Origin of the sequence: Streptomyces sp. NRRL S-350, from assembly GCF_000719705.1 — a bacterium.
Taxonomy (GTDB): domain Bacteria; phylum Actinomycetota; class Actinomycetes; order Streptomycetales; family Streptomycetaceae; genus Kitasatospora.
Genome location: NZ_JOHO01000020.1, coordinates 1 through 17,026, shown reverse-complemented (window position 1 = coordinate 17,026; position 17,026 = coordinate 1). Strand labels below are relative to the sequence as shown.

Genomic DNA, 17,026 nt, shown 5'->3' with positions numbered 1-17,026 from the left:
TTTGTACGGGGCCCGCCCCCGACGTCCTCCGTGCGTCGTCAGGGGCGGCTGTTGCGGTACCGGGACATCCGGCGAGGTTCGGCAGGCGAACCCCGGGTAAAAGGTGACCCAACGATCGGGCGACGACGGGGGCCCCTCACCTCTTCACGCCCGGACGGCGGGCGTGCCGCCCGCCCCGATCGAGCCGGCCGCCGAATCCCGAGGGCAAGCGAAAAGAGGTGCGCGATGGACCGCTGTGTCGTCCTGGTGGACGCCGGATACCTGCTGGGCGCCGCCGCCAGCCTGCTCGCCGGGGATCCCTCCCGGTCCAAGGTCACGGTGGACCACACGGCCCTGATCGCGGCTCTCCGCGAGCGCGCCGAGGCGGAGACCGGGCTGCCCCTGCTGCGCATCTACTGGTTCGACGCCGCGCCCGACCGGCGCCCGATGCCCGAGCACCGGCGGCTGCGCGTGCTGCCCCGGGTCACCGTACGGCTCGGCGCGCTCACCCGGGCCGAGGGGCGCTGGGTGCAGAAGGGCGTGGACGCCGCGATGCACGCCGAGCTCTCCGAACTCGCCCGCAACCGGGCCTGCGCCGACGTCGTACTGATCACCGGGGACGGCGATCTGCTCCCCGGCATGATGACCGCCAAGGAACACGGCGTGGCCGTCCACCTGTGGGCGCTGCAGGCCGCCGACGGGGACTTCAACCAGTCCGAGGACCTGGTCGGCGAGGCGGACGAGCGCCGGGTGCTCGACCGGGAGTGGATCCAGGGGTCCTTCTCGCTGCGCGACACCTCCGCCGTGTTCCCCGCGGCCGGGGCCCGACAGGAGATCGCCAAGATCCTCGCCGCCCCGCCGGCCGCCCCGCCCGCCACGCTGCCGGGCGTGGTGCCCGCCGCACCGCCGGCCCGTCCGGCGGCCGTCACCCCCGCGGGCGCCGTCCCCGCCGCCGCCAACGGGAGGCCGTCGGCGGCGACCGCGCTCAAGGTCGTCCCGACGCCGAAGGACCTGGCCGGGCGGCCGCCGTCGGTCACACCGATCACCCCGGTCGCGAACGGCCACGGCACCGGCGGGCCGGGTGCCAACGGACACGGCGCCAACGGCCACGGCACGAACGGCCACGGCGCCAACGGACACGCCGCGAACGGGCACGCGGCCGTCGTGCAGGCCGGCCCGGTGCTGCGCTGGTCCTCCGACCGCGGCTGGGTGGACCGGCCCGCCCCCGAGCCCGCCGTCACCGCCGGCGACAACCTCCCCACCCTCGCCCAGCTCACCACCGCCGAACAGCGCTGGGCCGACCGCGAGGAGGACATCACCTCCATCGGCGGCGACGCCCACGAGGTCGGGCAGGTCTTCGCCCGCCGCTGGATCGAGCGGATCGGCGACTTCGAACGCCTCACCGTGCTGTGGCCCGACTACCCGCGCATCCCGCACCGGGTCGACGGCGAGCTGCTGCGCTACGCCGCCCGCTTCGGGCTGCTCGCGCACAAGGACGACCAGATCGACGAGCACGACCGCTACGCCATCCGGGCCGGCTTCTGGAAGGAGCTGGCGGCGCGGGTGCCCGGCGGATCGATGGTCGTCGACGACTGAGCCGCCCGCCGACGGGCCTCGACGGCCCCGCGACCCCCGGTGGCCGGGCCCCCTTGTCCGGTTCGCCCGTATGAGCGCGTAGAGTCGTCGGTCGTGAGTGAGACGGCCGGGCGAGCACCCGAGGAAACCCCGCCGTGCGTCGACGTGCGCGACCTGGTCAGGACCTACCGCAATGGACGCGGCGCGGCCGCCACCGAGATCCGGGCCAACGACGGGATCAGCCTCTCCGTCCGCCAGGGCGAGATCTTCGGGCTGCTCGGGCCCAACGGCGCGGGGAAGTCGACGCTGGTCCGCCAGATCACCGGCCTGCTGCGCCCCGACTCCGGATCCGTCGAACTGCTCGGCCACGACATCGTGCGCCACCCCGAGCGGGCCGCCCGGCTGCTCGGCTACCTCGGGCAGGAATCCACCGCGCTGGACGAGCTGACGGTGGCGCTGGCCGCCGAGACGACCGGGCGGCTGCGCGGGCTCAGCCGGGCGCAGGCCCGCGCCGCGGCCGGGGAGGTCCTGGCGGAGCTGGGGCTGGAGCCCATCGCGCAGCGGCCGCTCGCCAAGCTGTCCGGCGGGCAGCGGCGGCTCGCCTGCTTCGCGGCCGCCCTGGTGGGGGACCGGCCGCTGCTCGTCCTGGACGAGCCGACCACCGGTATGGACCCCGTCGCCCGGCGGGCCGTGTGGCGCGCCGTCGACCGGCGGCGCGCCGAGCGCGGGACGACGGTGCTGCTCGTCACCCACAACGTCATCGAGGCGGAGACGGTGCTCGACCGGGTCGCCGTGGTCGACGACGGCCGGGTGATCGCCTGCGACACTCCCGGCGGGCTCAAGGCGCTGGTGGACGGCGACGTCCGGCTCGACCTGGTCTGGCGGCACGAGGCGCCGGTCGGCGTGCCCGCCGTCGCCGCGCTGCGCGAGCGGGCCGAGTGCACCGGGCGCCGCTGGACCGTCCGCACCACCCCCGAGCAGGCCCGCGAACTGGTCGCCGCCGTCACCACCGGCCCGGCCTTCGCCGCGCTCGACGACTTCACCCTCGCCACGCCGAGCCTTGAGGACGCCTACCTCAAGCTCGGCGGCCGCCACGGAGGACTGGCCAAGTGACCCTGCTCTCGGCGCCGCCGCGCACCGGCCGGACCTCCGCCGGGCCCGCCCCGCTCGCGCCCGCGGCCCGGCTGCTGCCGGCCCTCGCCGCCGTGTATCGGGCGCAGCTCGCCCGGGCGCGGGTGGCGCGGATCCCGCTGCTGTTCGTGGCCACCTTCCAGTCCGTCGGCATCCTGGTGATGATGCGGGGCGTCGTGGACGCCGGTCAGTCCTCGGCGGCGCGGTCGGTGGTCGCCGGGTCGAGCGTGCTGGTGGTGGCGTTCGTCGCGCTGAACCTGCTCGCCCAGTACTTCGGGAAGCTGCGGGCCACCGGCGGCCTCGACCACTACGCGACGCTGCCGGTGCCGCCGGCATCGGTGGTCCTGGGGGCCGCCGCCGCGTACGCCTCGTTCACGCTGCCCGGGACGGTCCTCACGGCGGCGGTCGGGGCGGTCATGTTCGGTCTGCCGCTCGGGCAGTTGTGGGTGCTGCTGGCGGTGGTGCCGCTGGCCGGGGCCGCGCTGTCCGGGCTGGGGGCGGCCTGCGGGCTGCTGGCGCCGCGGCAGGAGATCGCGACCATGCTCGGGCAGCTCGGGATGTCGGCGGCGCTGCTGCTCGGCGTGCTGCCGGTCGACCACCTGCCGCAGCCGGTGCTGTGGCTGCGGGACGCGCTGCCGTCCACGTACGGGGTGGAGGCCTTCGCTCGGACGTTCACACCGGAGCCGGACTGGGCGATGGTGCTCGCGGACCTGGGGGTCTGCGCGGGGGTGGGCGTGGTGTCCCTGACCGTCGCCACGTGGGCCTACCGGCGCGCGGTCTCCCGGTAGGAGCCGCCCGGGCGGTGGGATCGTCCGGGCGGCCGTCGTGAAACGATGGGGCCTGTGACCGTACCGAACACACCTCCGGATCCCGCCCGCACCGATTTGCAGGCGGTGCCGGACGCCGCGCCCGACCCGTTCGCGCCCCCGCAGGAGGCTCCGCCCGCCGCGCCGGGGCCCTCGCCGGTGCAGCGGCTGCTGCCGGAGGTACGGGTCGGGGCGGGCGTGGTCGTCGCCTGCCTGCTGGTCGGGCTGGCGCTGGCCGGGCTGTGGGTCTGGCTGGCGCCCAAGGTGCCGCTCGTCGTGGACGGGGACCGGATCCTCTACGTGGACCCGGAAGGGGAGCAGCGGGCCGGGGCCGACGCGGTGTTCGTGCTCCTCGGCCTGGGCGCCGGGATCCTGACGGCGCTCGGCGCCTTCCTGGTGACCCGGCGGCGCGGGGGCGGCATCGCCGTCGCGCTGGGGCTGGCCGTCGGCGGGCTGCTCGGGTCGGTGGGCGCCTGGCGGATCGGGCGGTGGCTCGGGCCGAGCGACGACCTGATCGGGGAGGCCCGGCGGGTCGGCAGCGGCGGGCACTTCGAGGCGAGCATCGACCTGGGCGCGCTGGGGGCGCTGCTGGTGTGGCCGATGGCGGCGATGGTGGTGCTGCTGGCGCTGTCGGCGGCGTTCGGCAAGCGCGAGGAGGATCCGCCGCCGTACTGGGGTGCGCCGGCAGGGGCGGATCCGGCGGAGCCCGGGGACCGGGTCTGAGGGTTTCGGCGGCGGGGCGGAAGGTCGGTGGCCTGGTACGGGCCGCGGCTCTCCGCCCCGCCGTGGTGCTGCCCCGCTGCCGGTCTGCTCCGATGGCCCGTGCCCGTGCCCACACCCGTGCCGCGTCCACGCCCGGGTCCGGGCCCGCGCCTGCTCCGGCCCCGGGGTCAGCGGGTGATGGCGGCGGTGTGCGCCTCGGTGAGGGCGATGAGGTCGGCCGGGGCCAGCTCCACTTCGAGGCCGCGGCGGCCCGCCGACACGTAGACGGTCGGGTGGGTGAGCGCGCTCGCGTCGATGACGGTGCGCAGCGGGCGGCGCTGGCCCAGCGGGGAGATGCCGCCGAGGACGTAGCCGCTGCTGCGCTCGGCGGCCGCCGGATCGGCCATGGCGGCGCGCTTGCCGCCGACGGCCGCCGCCAGGGCCTTGAGGTCGAGCCGGCCGGCGACGGGCACGACGCCGACGGTGAGGGTGCCGTCCACGTCGGCCACCAGGGTCTTGAAGACCCGCTCGGCGGCCACGCCCAGGGCGTCGGCGGCCTCACCGCCGTAGGAGGCGGCGGCCGGGTCGTGGTCGTAGGCGTGCACGGTGAACGGAACGGCGGCGGTCTCCAGGGCGACGGTCGCGGGCGTGCCCTGGCCGCCCTTCTTGCTCTTCCTGGCCATGGGGGTCCTGGTTCAGTTGGGGCTGAAGGACTGGCGGGTGAGGTCGACGGCGGGCAGCGAGGGCAGCCAGCTGAGGACGGCGCTCTCGCGGCGCAGCAGGTCGAGTTCGACGCGCAGTCGCTGGGCGGTGTCGGGGCAGGCGAGCAGCTGCTGCTTGACCGGGGTCTCGAACACCGAGGCGGCGGCGACCAGGTAGGAGAGCACCTGCGGGTCGTCCGGAAGCTCCTGGCGGCCCACGGTGCTGGCTTCGCGGGCGCCGGCGAGGCGCTTCTGGTAGACCCGGAACGCCCGCTCGACCTCGGCGGCCAGGACGCCGGAGCCCTCCCCGGGCAGCTCCTCGATCGGCTCGATCTCGCCGGTCAGGTACGGGCCGGAGACGTCCACCGAGCGGAGCCGGAACCGGGTGGTGCCGGTGACCAGCAGCTCGTAGCGGCCGTCCGGCTGGGGCTGGACGGAGGCGACGTCGGCGACGCAGCCGATGTGGAAGACCGCCTCCAGCGGGTCGCCGGTGGCGGTGCCGAGGCCGTCCAGCGGCCCGGCCGGGCCCTCCTCGGCCCGGACCGGGGAGACCTCGCGGCCGTCCTTGATCGCGAGCACGCCGAAGCGCCGGGGGGCGTCCTCGGACTGTTCGAGCAGATCGGCGACGAGACGGCGGTAGCGCTCCTCGAAGACGTTCAGGGGCATCACCAGGCCCGGGTAGAGCACGGTGTTCAGCGGGAAGAGCGGCAGCCGTTCTGTCACGGCCGACAGCGTAGTTCCCCGGGCCGGGGGCTTGTCGCCGGGTTATCCGCGCTGGAGCATCCGGCTGGCGCCGGTCACGACGGTGGAGGCGAGCAGCCAGCCGATGACGACCAGCCCGGCGGAGATCCACTGGGCGGTGCCGCCCGGGTTCCAGCCGCCCTGGTGGAGGTCGACGATCGGCAGCAGCTGGTCGAGGGTGTACAGCACCGGGTTCCAGTGCGGGCGCTCGTCGGCCTTGAGCGGCTCCAGCGGGTGGGTGGCGAACCAGGCGCTGCCGAGCGCCCAGGCGAGCAGCAGCCACAGGCCCGCGCGGCCCGGGCGGTAGCCGTAGCCGACGGTGACGTCCTGGACGGCGCCCCAGACCCGGGCGGGCAGCGGCAGCGTCCGGCGGCGCCGGCGCTGCTTGGCGTACAGCACCTCGCGGGCGTCGTCGTCGGCGCCGTCGCGGCGCAGGGCGGCGGCCAGCTGCTCGTAGGACTCGGGCTGGAAGTCCACCGAGGAGCCCTCCAGCCAGGCGATCCGCTCCCGGATGGTGAAGACCGTCATCGGGCGCAGGTTCTCGTACACGAAGCCGGTGAGGCCCAGGTGCCTGCCGAGCGGCCAGGCGTCCGGGGTGTCGACCAGGTTGCCGACCCGGGCGCGGGAGAGCGAGACGGTGCCGGTGGGGCGGAACCTGCACGTGAAACGCAACTCGGGAGTGTGGATGCGGCGCAGCGACAGCTCGTCGTCACCCTCCAGGTGGAATTCGCCGGAGATCAGGCAGGCGCCCTCGAAGCGGGAGTCGGACAGCCGCACCCGGCCGAAGGCGCGGAACGGGGTGACGGGGCTGTCGGGCGGCGGGACCTGGCCGTAGCCGGAGCCGTAGTAGCCGCGGGAGCCGGCCCAGCCGCGGTCGGCGGAGCCGGTCAGGTAGAGGGTGTGGCCGACGGTGACCCGGACGGCGTTGAGGCAGGTGGCGTTGTGCTGCCGGTCGGCCCGCAGCTGAGCGCCGCGCAGCGAGAGCCGGCCGCCTATCCGGGCCGTGCGGATGCTCAACTCGCCCGTGGTCTCCAGACGTTCGGCTTCGAAGTCCTGGTGGACGGTGATCCCGTCGGCGGAGACGGCGCGGCCGTGGCGGTCGGCGCCGACGACGGCCTGGTTGAGGAGCAGGTCGGTGCCGATCCTGGCGTCGGTGAGCCGGATGCCGTCGGGGAGGCGGCAGCGGGCGAGGTGGAGGTCGCCGGTGGTGGAGAGCCGGGAGGCCTCCAGGCGGGGGATCAGGCAGTTCAGGAAGCGCAGGGTGGAGACCGCGGCCTCGGAGATGAGGACCTTGTGCCGGAAGCGGCAGTCGTGGAGCTCGACGTAGTCGCCGATGGCGGCGCCGGCCAGGTCGAGGGCGCCGGTGACCAGCGCTCCGCTCAGGCGCAGCGAGGCGACGCGCCCGGGGGCGGGCTCCGGGCGGACCAGCAGCAGGTGGGCGAGGACCTCGGCGCGGACGGTCCGCCGGGCGCTCCAGACGGCGTCGCCGAAGGGGTCGTCGGTGTCGGCTTCGCCACTGCGCAGGTCGAGGACCTCCCCCTGGTGGTAGGCCTCCCACAGCTCGCGCTCGGTATCGGTCCAGCCCTCTGGAGCGCGCTCCGCCATGGTTTCCCCGTCCCCCCGGTCGTCTCGCCTTTCGTATCACGGACTGAAATGCGGGACCAGCGGTTCCGGCCACTCCTTACACTGGGTGGCGTGATCTCTCGAATCGACCTCCGCGGCTCGCTCGACGACCCGCGTGACCTGCTGCCCCGTGCCGACTTCGACGTCGCGGCCGCCCTGGAGAAGGTGCGGCCGATCGCGGAGGACGTGCGCCATCGCGGGGTCGCGGCACTGATCGAGATCACCGAGCGCTTCGACGGCGTCCGCCTGGAGTCCACCCGGGTGCCCGCCGAGCAGCTGGCCGAGGCCCTGGAGGGCCTGGACCCGAAGGTGCGGGCCGCCCTGGAGGAGTCGATCCGCCGGGCCCGCACCGTGCACGCCGACCAGCGCCGCACCGGGCACACCACCCAGGTCGTGCCCGGCGGCACGGTCACCCAGCGCTGGGTGCCGGTCGAGCGGGTCGGCCTGTACGTCCCGGGCGGGCTGGCCGTCTACCCGTCCTCCGTGGTGATGAACGTCGTGCCGGCCCAGGAAGCGGGCGTACCCGGCATCGCCGTCACCTCCCCGCCGCAGAAGGCCTTCGGGGGCCGCGTCCACCCGACGATCCTGGCGGCCTGCGCGCTGCTCGGCGTCGACGAGGTCTACTCCGTCGGCGGCGCCCAGGCGGTCGCGATGTTCGCCCTCGGCACCGAGGAGTGCGAGCCGGTCACCATGGTCACCGGCCCCGGCAACATCTACGTGGCCGCCGCCAAGCGCTACTTCGCCGGCCGGATCGGCATCGACTCCGAGGCCGGCCCGACCGAGATCGCCGTCCTCGCCGACGACAGCGCGCTGCCCTCCGACGTCGCCGCCGACCTGATCAGCCAGGCCGAGCACGGCCCCACCTCCGGCTCGGTGCTGGTCACCGACTCCCCGGCGCTGGCCGACGCCGTCGAGGCCGAACTGGTCGTCCAGGTCGCCAGGACCAAGCACGGCCCGCGGGTCGCCGAGGCGCTGGGCGGCAAGCAGTCCGGCATCATCCTGGTCGACGACCTGACCCAGGGCCTCGCCGTCGTCAACGCCTACGCGGCCGAACACCTGGAGATCCAGACCCGCGACCCGCACGCGGTGGCCGCCCGGGTCGTCAACGCGGGGGCGGTCTTCATCGGCCGCTGGACCCCCGTCTCCCTCGGCGACTACGCGGCCGGCTCCAACCACGTGCTGCCCACCGGCGGCTGCGCCTGCCACTCCTCCGGACTGTCCGTGCAGACCTTCCTGCGCGGCGTCCAGATCGTCGAGTACGACCGGGACGCGCTGGCGGACGTCGCCGCGCACGTCGTCAACCTCGCCGACGCCGAGGACCTGCCGGGGCACGGCGACGCGATCAAGGCACGCTTCGACTGGACGGTGCCGGGCTCATGACACGCATCGACGACCTGCCCATCCGGGACGAACTCCGCGGCCAGTCCCCGTACGGCGCACCCCAGCTCGACGTGCCCGTCCAGCTGAACACCAACGAGAACCCGTACCCGCTCCCCGAGGAGCTGGTGGCCCGGATCGCCGAACGCGTCGCCGAAGCCGCCCGGGGCCTGAACCGCTACCCCGACCGGGACGCCGTCGAACTGCGGGAAGGCCTCGCGGCCTACCTCGCCAGGACCACCGGCTTCCCGCTCCGCCGCGAGCAGGTGTGGGCCGCCAACGGCTCCAACGAAGTGCTCCAGCAACTGCTGCAGACCTTCTGCGGCCCCGGCCGCACCGCGCTCGGCTTCGAGCCCTCGTACTCGATGCACGCCCTGATCTCCCGGGGCACCGGCACCGCGTGGATCTCCGGCCCGCGCGACGGCGACTTCACCATCGACGTCGACGCCGCGGAAGCCGCGATCGCCGAGCACCGGCCGCACGTGGTCTTCGTCTGCTCGCCGAACAACCCGACCGGCACCGCCGTCGCCGCCGACACCGTCCTGCGGCTGTACGAGGCCGCGCAGGCCGCCCGGCCCAGCCTGGTCGTCGTGGACGAGGCGTACGTCGAGTTCTCGCACCGCCCCTCGCTGCTGCCGCTGATCGACGGCCGCCCCAACCTGGTCGTCAGCCGCACGATGTCCAAGGCGTTCGGCGCCGCCGGGCTGCGCCTGGGCTACCTGGCCGCCGACGCGGCCGTCGTCGACGCCGTCCAGCTGGTGCGCCTGCCCTACCACCTGTCCGCCGTCACCCAGGCCACCGCGCTGGCCTGCCTGGAGCACACCGACACCCTCCTCGGGTACGTCGGCCGGCTCAAGGAGGAGCGCGACCGGCTGGTCGCGGCGCTGCGCGGACTCGGCCTGGAGGTCACCGACTCGGACGCCAACTTCGTCCAGTTCGGCCGCTTCGCCGACACCCACGCCGTCTGGCAGGCCATCCTCGACCGGGGCGTCCTGGTCCGTGACAACGGCGTGCCCGGCCGGCTTCGCGTGACCGCCGGCACGCCCGCCGAGAACGACGCCTTCCTGGACGCCGTCCGCTTCGTGATCAAGGAGCTGTAACCCCCATGTCCCGCATCGGACGCGTCGAGCGCACCACCAAGGAGACCGCCGTCCTGGTCGAGATAGACCTCGACGGCACCGGCAAGACCGACATCTCCACGGGCGTCGGCTTCTACGACCACATGCTCGACCAGCTCGGCCGGCACGGCCTGTTCGACCTCACCGTCAAGACCGACGGCGACCTGCACATCGACACCCACCACACCATCGAGGACACCGCCCTCGCGCTCGGCGCCGCCTTCAAGCAGGCCCTCGGCGACAAGGTCGGCATCTACCGCTTCGGCAACTGCACGGTGCCGCTGGACGAATCGCTCGCCCAGGTCACCGTCGACCTCTCCGGCCGCCCCTACCTGGTGCACACCGAGCCGGAGCACATGGCGCCGATGATCGGCAGCTACGACACCACGATGACCCGGCACATCCTGGAGTCCTTCGTGGCCCAGGCGCAGATCGCCCTGCACGTCCACGTGCCGTACGGCCGCAACGCCCACCACATCGTGGAATGCCAGTTCAAGGCGCTGGCCCGGGCGCTCCGCTACGCCGCCGAGCGCGATCCGCGCGCGGCCGGCATCCTCCCCTCGACCAAGGGTGCGCTGTGAACAACACCGCGATGATCCTCATCTTCGTCGGCCTCTTCCTGGTCGGCGGGGTGATCTCCTTCTGGAAGCAGAAGCACTCGAAGAGCGTCATCCTGGTGCTGGCCTTCGGCGCCGTGATGTGCCTGGCCTCCGGCCTCATGCGCCTGTGACACCCGCAGTAGAGAGACTGGACACCTGAACATGGGCAAGAACGTCGTCGTCCTCGACTACGGCTCCGGCAACCTCCGCTCCGCGCAGCGCGCCCTGGAACGGACCGGGGCGAACGTCACGGTCAGCTCCGACTACGACACCGCGATGGCCGCGGACGGCCTGCTCGTCCCCGGCGTGGGCGCCTTCGAGGCCTGCATGCGCGGACTCAAGTCCGTCCGCGGGGACTGGATCATCGGCCGCCGCCTCGCCGGGGGCCGCCCGGTCATGGGCATCTGCGTCGGCATGCAGATCCTCTTCGAGAAGGGCGTCGAGCACGGCGTCGAGACGGCCGGCTGCGACGAGTGGCCGGGCACCGTCGAACCGCTGGAAGCCCCCGTCATCCCGCACATGGGCTGGAACACCGTCGACGTCCCCGAGGGCAGCCGGATGTTCGCCGGCCTCGACCCGCGGACCCGCTTCTACTTCGTGCACTCCTACGGGGTGCGGCACTGGGAGCTGGAGACCCACAGCGCGCGGATCAACCCGCCGCTGGTCACCTGGGCCACGCACGGGCAGCCGTTCGTCGCCGCCGTCGAGAACGGCCCCCTGTGGGCCACCCAGTTCCACCCCGAGAAGTCCGGCGACGCCGGCGCCGCCCTGCTGACCAACTGGGTCAACACCCTCTGACCGTCTGAGAGCTGGTTCTGATGAGCCTTGAACTGCTGCCCGCCGTCGACGTCCGGGACGGCCAGGCCGTCCGCCTGGTCAAGGGCGCCTCCGGCACCGAGACCTCCTTCGGCGAGCCGCTCGCCGCCGCCCTCGCCTGGCAGCACGCCGGCGCCGAGTGGCTGCACCTGGTCGACCTCGACGCCGCCTTCGGCACCGGCACCAACTACGAGCTGCTGCGCGAGGTCACCGGCCGGCTGGACATCAAGGTCGAGCTCTCCGGCGGCATCCGCGACGACGAATCGCTCGCCCGCGCCCTCGCCACCGGCTGCACCCGGGTCAACCTCGGCACCGCCGCCCTGGAAGCCCCCGAGTGGGTCGCCAAGGCCATCGCCGAACACGGCGACCGGATCGCCGTCGGCCTCGACGTCGTCGGCACCACCCTGCGCGGCCGCGGCTGGACCCGCGACGGCGGCCAGCTCTTCGACGTCCTGGGACGCCTCGACCGGGAAGGCTGCGCCCGCTACGTCGTCACCGACGTCAACCGCGACGGCACCCTGACCGGCCCCAACCTGCAGCTGCTGCGCGACGTCTGCGCCGCCACCGACCGCCCGGTCGTCGCCTCCGGCGGCGTCTCCTCCCTGGACGACCTGCGCGCCATCGCCACGCTCGTCGGCCAGGGTGTCGAAGGCGCCATCGTGGGCAAGGCACTCTACGAACAGAAGTTCACCCTCGAAGAGGCCCTGGAGGCGGTTTCAGGATGACGGATGGTCGGATCGTACGCGGCCGGATCAGCGGATCCTCCCCCTGGGAGGACCAGTTCGGCTACTCCCGGGCCATCGCCGCGGGCGACCACGTGCACGTGGCCGGCTCCACCGCCTGGGTGGACGGCCGCATCGAGCACGAGGGCGACCCGTACCGGCAGACCCTCGCCGCGTTCGGCGTCGGGCTCAAGGCCCTGGCCGCGTACGGCCTGACCGCGGACGACGTGGTCCGCACCCGGATGTACATCACCCACGTCCGCGACGCCGACGAGGTGGGCCGCGCCCACCACGAACTCTTCGACGCCGCACGCCCGGTGGCCACCATGGTGGTGGTCGACGGACTGATCGACTCCCGGATGATGGTCGAGGTCGAGCTCGACGCGTACCGCTCCGGGCTGGCAAAGACCCTGGAAGGCCAACAGCCGTGACCCTCGCCGTACGAGTCATCCCCTGTCTGGACGTCGACGCCGGGCGGGTGGTCAAGGGCGTCAACTTCCAGAACCTGCGCGACGCCGGCGACCCGGTCGAAATGGCCCGGCTCTACGACGCCGAGGGCGCCGACGAGCTCACCTTCCTCGACATCACCGCCTCCTCCGGCGACCGCGAGACCACCTACGACGTCGTCCGCCGCACCGCCGAACAGGTCTTCATCCCCCTCACCGTCGGCGGCGGCATCCGCGCCGTCGAAGACGTCGACAAGCTGCTGCGCGCGGGCGCCGACAAGGTGGGCGTCAACACCGCCGCCATCGCCCGCCCCGAACTCATCCGGGAGATCGCCCAGCGGTTCGGCCGCCAGGTGCTGGTGCTCTCGGTCGACGCCCGGCGCTGCCCGCCCGGCACCGAGACGCCGTCCGGCTTCGAGGTCACCACGCACGGCGGACGCCGGGGCACCGGCCTCGACGCCGTCGAATGGGCCGGCCGCGCCGCCGAGTCGGGCGCCGGAGAGATCCTGCTCAACTCCATGGACGCGGACGGCACCAAGGACGGCTACGACCTGGAGCTGATCCGCGCCGTCCGCAAGGCCGTCTCGGTGCCCGTCATCGCCTCCGGCGGAGCGGGCAAGCCCGCCGACTTCGCACCCGCCGTCGACGCGGGCGCGGACGCCGTCCTGGCCGCCAGCGTCTTCCACTTCGGCGACCTGCGGATCGGCGAGGTCAAGGACGCGCTGCGGAAGGCCGGACACCCCGTGCGGTGAGCCTCCTCGCCGCCGGGAGGGCCCGCCGAGCCGGCGGGCCCTCCCGCGTGCTCAGGACTCCGGCGTGCTCAGGACTCCCGCGGCTCACCCTTGATCAGCGCGAACGGGGCGCCGTTCGGATCCGCCAACCAGGCGATCCGGCCGACGTTCGGGACGTCCTCGGCGGCCATCATCACCGAGCCGCCGGCCGCCGTCGCCCGGGCGACCACCGCGTCCACGTCGGAGGCGGCGAAGTACGGCGTCCACGCGGACGGCTGCTCCGGCGACATGGTCGGGGCGATGCCGCCGAAACTGGTGGCCTGCTGGTCACCCGCGGCGGTGGAGAGCACCCGGTAGTTCATACCCGGGGACGGCTCGAAGTTCTCCATCCGCCAGCCGAACAGCTTCTCGTAGAAGGCGAAGACGACGTCCGCGCCGGAGGTGTGCAGCTCCGACCAGACCAGGGCGCCGTCCTCGGAGACGACGTCCAGACCCTTGGTGTTCCCGGCCTCCCAGACGGCGAACTCGGCGCCGTGCGGATCGGTGAGCGCGGCGAACCGGCCCTCCTGCATGACGTCCATCGGCGGCACGCGCACCGTCGCGCCGGCCTGCTCGGCGGCCTTCACCGTGGCGGCCGCGTCCTCGGTGCGGAAGTACGTCGTCCACGCGGACCGGGCCCCCTCGTCGAGGTTGCCGATCGCGCCGACGGTCTTCCCGTTCAGCTGGACGAAACCGTAGCCGTCGGTCTGCGGCACCTCCTGGAAGGTCCAGCCGAAGACCTTGCCGTAGAACTCGGCGGTGGCCGGGATGTCCGGGCTGCCGAGGTCGATCCAGCAGGGAGAGCCGGTGGGGAAGTCAGTGGTGAGCATGGAGTGGTGCCCCTTCACGGAGAGTGACCGGGACGGTTCCGTCGGGCGCGCGCACGCCCCCGCCCCGGCCACCTGCGAGTCTGCACCCGGCCACTGACATCCGCAGCCGGGACGCGCCTGACCGGCGGGTGCTCCTGACGGGTGGGCGGCGGCGGCCGGGGAGTGGTCCTGGCCGGCGGGCGGCGCGGCCTGCGCGGCCTGCGTGCTCCGGGGCGTCGGCGGGCCGGCCGACCGCCTAAAGCCAGCCGCGCTGCGCCGCCTTGAGGCCGGCCTCGAAGCGGCTGGCGGCGTCGAGCCGCTCCATCAGCGCGGACATCTGGCGGCGCACGGTGCGCACCGAGATGCCGAGCCGCTTGCCGGCGGCCTCGTCGGTCAGGCCCGTCCCGAGCAGCCGGAGCAGGTCGCGTTCGGCCGGGGTGAGGCCGGTGTCGTGGTGGGTGGGCTGGTCGGCGCCGAGTGGCACGGCGGTGGACCAGGCCTGTTCGAACAGGGCGACGAGGGAGGCGACCAGCCCGGGCTCGCTGGTGCAGAGCGCGCCGAGCCTGGTCTGCGTCGGGTCGATCGGGACGACGGCGGTGTGCCGGTCGAAGACCAGCAGCCGGGGCGGCAGCAGGGGTGCCGTCCGCACCTGTCCGCCGAGCCCGGTGAGCCACTGGGCGTACGCGTGGGTGGCCTGGTCGTTGCGGACGCTGTCCTGGTAGAGCGTGCGCATGGCGACGCCGCGCTCCAGCGCGTCCCGGTCGAGCGGGCGGGCGGCGTCCATGCTGGCCTGGGACTGCGCCCCGCCCGAGATGGCGGCGAGGAACTCCTCCTGCAGGTCACGGGCCAGCGTTTCGAGCTTGGCCTGGATCGCGTCCATCCCGACCAGGCGCTCGGTGGCGTCCGAGGTGGTGTTGGGCACCAGGTCCGCGTAGGCGGCTACGGCCCGGGCCACGGCGGCCTTGCTGGCCGCCAGCTCCTGCTGGCGGCGGGCGAGGTCGTCCTCCTGGCGGCGGATGACGGCCTCCAGGCCGATCGCCGGGCTGACCGGGCGCAGCGCGCCGGAGACCTCCTGGGAGGGCCGGAGCAGCGTCAGGTCGGCGAGCTGGTCGAGGGCCTCCCGGACGGCGGTCTCGGCGAAGCCGAGCCGGCGGCACAGATCGGCGACCCCGCACCCTGGCTCGACCAGCAAAGCCGCGTAGACGGCCTCCGCGGTCGGGTCCAAACCCAGCACTTCGAGCACGATTCCCCCCGGTCTCGGCAATGCGTGCGGCCAGGTCGTGTCACGGCCGTCTACAGGATTCTCACAGTTCGCAAATTTGTGTGCAAGGAGTTCTGACGGGGCGTCGGCGACGTCACAGTGGGGGCGGGGACGGGTCGGGGGCGGGCGGGGTGGCGCCATGCTGCCAGACCTGATGATGCCTCGGGCAAGGCCTTCCGGAGCACCGGCCGGGAGCTGCAGGATGTGATCACCGAGCCGGAGGGGCGCAGAGCCCCGGGCCGGTGGGACGGCGGGAACCAGCCGCCGTCCGACGACGAACCGACCGACCATCAACCAGGGGGTTGTTCTCCATGCGGATCACCGCTCGCGTCTCCGGTGTCCTCGCGGCTGCGGCAGTGCTGGCCACGCTCGCTCTGCCGGCCGTCACCGCCTCCGCCGCCGCACCGGCCACCGCGACGGGAGTGTCCGCGGCGAGCGACCCCGGCACGGACGACCCGGCCACCAAGGACGGCCTGCGCGACCCGGGCAGCATCAGCTGGGACAACAAGCACTGATCGCCGCCGTCGGCGCCGGCCGCTCGGACCGGATCCGATGCACATCGTCCGCCTGACCCTGACCAGCCCCGATCGGCGCCTTCCCACCGACGCCGACGCCCACGTCCTGAAGGACGTGCTCTGGGCGCACGCCGATCCGTTCGGCGGCCTGGAGCACGTCCAGTCGAGGGTCCGTCAGGACTCCATCGACCTCGTCATCTTCACCAGCGGCGGTAGGGCCGACAGCGCCCCCGCCCATTCGCTGGCCATGTGCTCGGCCGCCCTCTCGCGGTCGCCGGCCTTCCAGTCCTGGCGCGTTTCGGTCGTCGGCTGACGGCCGTCCGCATCTGCCGGAGTCCCTCCGGCGCTTCGTCTTCCTCTTCCGGTGATCGGGCACCGTCGTGCCGCGCCGGTCCTTCGAATGCCATTTTCAGGAGTACTCGTGTCCCGCAAGGCCTACCTCCGCACGTCCGCCGTCGCCCTCGGGCTGGCCGGCTCACTCTCGCTCGGCCTGGTCGTCCAGGGCGCCACCGCGTTCGCCGCCACCCCCGCCCCCGCTGCCGTCACCGCCGTTGCGGGCGGCGAGTACGGGGGCGCCGGCCAGCCGGTCGGGGCCGCCCTGGCGCCCGCCATCGACGGCTCGTCGGCGGTCGCCTCCGTCCTGGCCCCGGCGGTCACCCGCAACGAGGCGATCCAGCGCGCCAAGTCCTGGGTCGGCATCGGCCTCGACTACAGCTGGACCGGCTCGCACGACGGGTACCGCACCGACTGTTCGGGCTACGTCTCGATGGCCTGGAAGCTCGACGAGTCGCTGACCACCGACACCTTCGGCCCGCGGGGCGTCACCGAGACCATCGGCAAGGGCGACCTCAAGGCCGGCGACGCGCTCCTCAACGACAACAGCGGGGCCAGCGGCCACGTGGTGCTCTTCGAGAAGTGGACCGACTCCGACCACTACATGGGCTACGAGTTCACCGGCAGCGGCGTCCACTACCGCCTGACGGCGGGTGACTTCAACGGTGACGGCCGGAAGGACCTGGTCGCCGTGGAGGTGTCGACCGGCAAGCTGTTCTCCTACCCGGGGACCGGGACGGGCACCGTGGGCAGCCGGGTGGAGATCGGCTCCGGTGGCTGGAACGGCATGAGCAACCTGGCGGTCGGTGACCTGAACCGGGACGGCCGGGACGACGTCGTGGCGACGGAGAAGTCGACGGGCAAGCTGTGGCTGTACCCGGGGACGGGCAGTGGTCTGGGCAGCCGGGTGGAGATCGGCTCGGGTGGCTGGAACGGCATGAACAACACGGCGGTCGGCGACTTCAACGGTGACGGCAAGGACGATGTCGTGGTGACGGAGAC

20 protein-coding genes are annotated in these 17,026 nt (G+C 73.6%); 15 read left to right on the top strand and 5 right to left on the bottom strand.

Features of this window, described 5'->3' with window-relative positions; genetic code table 11:
- Positions 1–225: 225 nt before the first annotated feature.
- The 4 genes from IF30_RS0119350 (at position 226) to IF30_RS0119335 (ending at position 4,214) form a co-directional block, all read left to right on the top strand.
- Complete coding sequence (locus IF30_RS0119350) at positions 226–1,575, top strand: NYN domain-containing protein (protein WP_030239834.1); 1,350 nt, start codon at positions 226–228, stop codon at positions 1,573–1,575.
- A gap of 93 nt (positions 1,576–1,668) precedes the next feature.
- Entirely contained in the window at positions 1,669–2,667 is a 999-nt protein-coding gene (locus IF30_RS0119345) for an ABC transporter ATP-binding protein (protein WP_199807891.1), read from the top strand.
- A complete protein-coding gene (locus IF30_RS0119340) occupies positions 2,664–3,473 on the top strand; it encodes an ABC transporter permease (RefSeq protein ID WP_030239828.1) in 810 nt (269 codons plus the stop codon). Before IF30_RS0119345 ends, IF30_RS0119340 begins: the two co-directional genes overlap by 4 nt.
- 45 nt (positions 3,474–3,518) lie before the next feature.
- Entirely contained in the window at positions 3,519–4,214 is a 696-nt protein-coding gene (locus tag IF30_RS0119335) for a hypothetical protein (RefSeq protein ID WP_078891520.1), read from the top strand.
- A 167-nt stretch (positions 4,215–4,381) separates the two neighbouring features.
- On the opposite strand, the gene ybaK is transcribed toward IF30_RS0119335, so the two are convergent.
- Genes ybaK through IF30_RS0119320 form a run of 3 tightly spaced genes read right to left on the bottom strand, consistent with a single transcriptional unit; the run spans position 4,382 to position 7,240 of the window.
- The gene (gene ybaK, locus IF30_RS0119330) at positions 4,382–4,876 is read right to left on the bottom strand and encodes a Cys-tRNA(Pro) deacylase (RefSeq protein ID WP_030239822.1); all 495 of its coding nucleotides are present in this window, start codon (positions 4,874–4,876) and stop codon (positions 4,382–4,384) included.
- Positions 4,877–4,888: 12 nt separating this feature from the next.
- Positions 4,889–5,617 (bottom strand): LON peptidase substrate-binding domain-containing protein, encoded by a 729-nt coding sequence (locus tag IF30_RS0119325; RefSeq protein ID WP_030239818.1) that lies wholly within the window; start codon positions 5,615–5,617, stop codon positions 4,889–4,891.
- A 42-nt stretch (positions 5,618–5,659) separates the two neighbouring features.
- On the bottom strand, positions 5,660–7,240 hold the full coding sequence (locus tag IF30_RS0119320) for a hypothetical protein (protein ID WP_030239815.1): 1,581 nt from the start codon (positions 7,238–7,240) through the stop codon (positions 5,660–5,662).
- A 90-nt stretch (positions 7,241–7,330) separates the two neighbouring features.
- Here IF30_RS0119320 and hisD point away from each other — a divergent pair, with 90 nt between their 5' ends.
- From hisD to hisF, 8 genes are read left to right on the top strand one after another with little or no spacing between them, the layout of a single operon-like run.
- The gene (hisD, locus tag IF30_RS0119315; RefSeq protein WP_030239812.1) at positions 7,331–8,638 is read left to right on the top strand and encodes a histidinol dehydrogenase; all 1,308 of its coding nucleotides are present in this window, start codon (positions 7,331–7,333) and stop codon (positions 8,636–8,638) included.
- Positions 8,635–9,735, top strand: a complete 1,101-nt coding sequence (locus IF30_RS0119310; RefSeq protein WP_030239809.1) for a histidinol-phosphate transaminase — start codon at positions 8,635–8,637, stop codon at positions 9,733–9,735. The genes hisD and IF30_RS0119310 overlap by 4 nt, the downstream gene beginning before the upstream one ends.
- A 5-nt stretch (positions 9,736–9,740) precedes the next feature.
- Complete coding sequence (hisB, locus tag IF30_RS0119305; RefSeq protein ID WP_030239805.1) at positions 9,741–10,334, top strand: imidazoleglycerol-phosphate dehydratase HisB; 594 nt, start codon at positions 9,741–9,743, stop codon at positions 10,332–10,334.
- Positions 10,331–10,483 carry a hypothetical protein gene (locus IF30_RS48710; protein ID WP_030239802.1) on the top strand — a complete coding sequence of 51 codons (153 nt, stop codon included), beginning with the start codon at positions 10,331–10,333 and terminating at the stop codon, positions 10,481–10,483. The genes hisB and IF30_RS48710 overlap by 4 nt, the downstream gene beginning before the upstream one ends.
- Positions 10,484–10,514: 31 nt before the next feature.
- Positions 10,515–11,150: an imidazole glycerol phosphate synthase subunit HisH gene (gene hisH, locus IF30_RS0119295; RefSeq protein ID WP_030239799.1), complete on the top strand. Its 636-nt coding sequence runs from the start codon at positions 10,515–10,517 to the stop codon at positions 11,148–11,150.
- Between the two features lie 17 nt (positions 11,151–11,167).
- On the top strand, positions 11,168–11,893 hold the full coding sequence (gene priA, locus IF30_RS0119290) for a bifunctional 1-(5-phosphoribosyl)-5-((5-phosphoribosylamino)methylideneamino)imidazole-4-carboxamide isomerase/phosphoribosylanthranilate isomerase PriA (protein WP_107054447.1): 726 nt from the start codon (positions 11,168–11,170) through the stop codon (positions 11,891–11,893).
- Positions 11,890–12,321, top strand: a complete 432-nt coding sequence (locus tag IF30_RS0119285; protein ID WP_037900538.1) for a RidA family protein — start codon at positions 11,890–11,892, stop codon at positions 12,319–12,321. Before priA ends, IF30_RS0119285 begins: the two co-directional genes overlap by 4 nt.
- The gene (hisF, locus tag IF30_RS0119280; RefSeq protein ID WP_030239789.1) at positions 12,318–13,088 is read left to right on the top strand and encodes an imidazole glycerol phosphate synthase subunit HisF; all 771 of its coding nucleotides are present in this window, start codon (positions 12,318–12,320) and stop codon (positions 13,086–13,088) included. The genes IF30_RS0119285 and hisF overlap by 4 nt, the downstream gene beginning before the upstream one ends.
- Positions 13,089–13,156: 68 nt before the next feature.
- On the opposite strand, the gene IF30_RS0119275 is transcribed toward hisF, so the two are convergent.
- Both IF30_RS0119275 and IF30_RS0119270 read right to left on the bottom strand, forming a co-directional pair.
- A complete protein-coding gene (locus IF30_RS0119275; RefSeq protein ID WP_030239785.1) occupies positions 13,157–13,936 on the bottom strand; it encodes a VOC family protein in 780 nt (259 codons plus the stop codon).
- A 235-nt stretch (positions 13,937–14,171) separates the two neighbouring features.
- Positions 14,172–15,158 carry a LuxR C-terminal-related transcriptional regulator gene (locus IF30_RS0119270; protein ID WP_030239782.1) on the bottom strand — a complete coding sequence of 329 codons (987 nt, stop codon included), beginning with the start codon at positions 15,156–15,158 and terminating at the stop codon, positions 14,172–14,174.
- A gap of 329 nt (positions 15,159–15,487) precedes the next feature.
- Between IF30_RS0119270 and IF30_RS0119265 the strand changes: the two genes are divergently transcribed.
- The 3 genes from IF30_RS0119265 to IF30_RS49425 form a co-directional block, all read left to right on the top strand.
- Positions 15,488–15,691 carry a hypothetical protein gene (locus IF30_RS0119265; protein ID WP_030239778.1) on the top strand — a complete coding sequence of 68 codons (204 nt, stop codon included), beginning with the start codon at positions 15,488–15,490 and terminating at the stop codon, positions 15,689–15,691.
- A gap of 37 nt (positions 15,692–15,728) precedes the next feature.
- On the top strand, positions 15,729–16,004 hold the full coding sequence (locus tag IF30_RS0119260) for a hypothetical protein (protein WP_030239775.1): 276 nt from the start codon (positions 15,729–15,731) through the stop codon (positions 16,002–16,004).
- Positions 16,005–16,112: 108 nt separating this feature from the next.
- On the top strand, positions 16,113–17,026 hold a 914-nt coding region (locus IF30_RS49425; protein ID WP_030239771.1), incomplete at its 3' end, for an FG-GAP repeat domain-containing protein.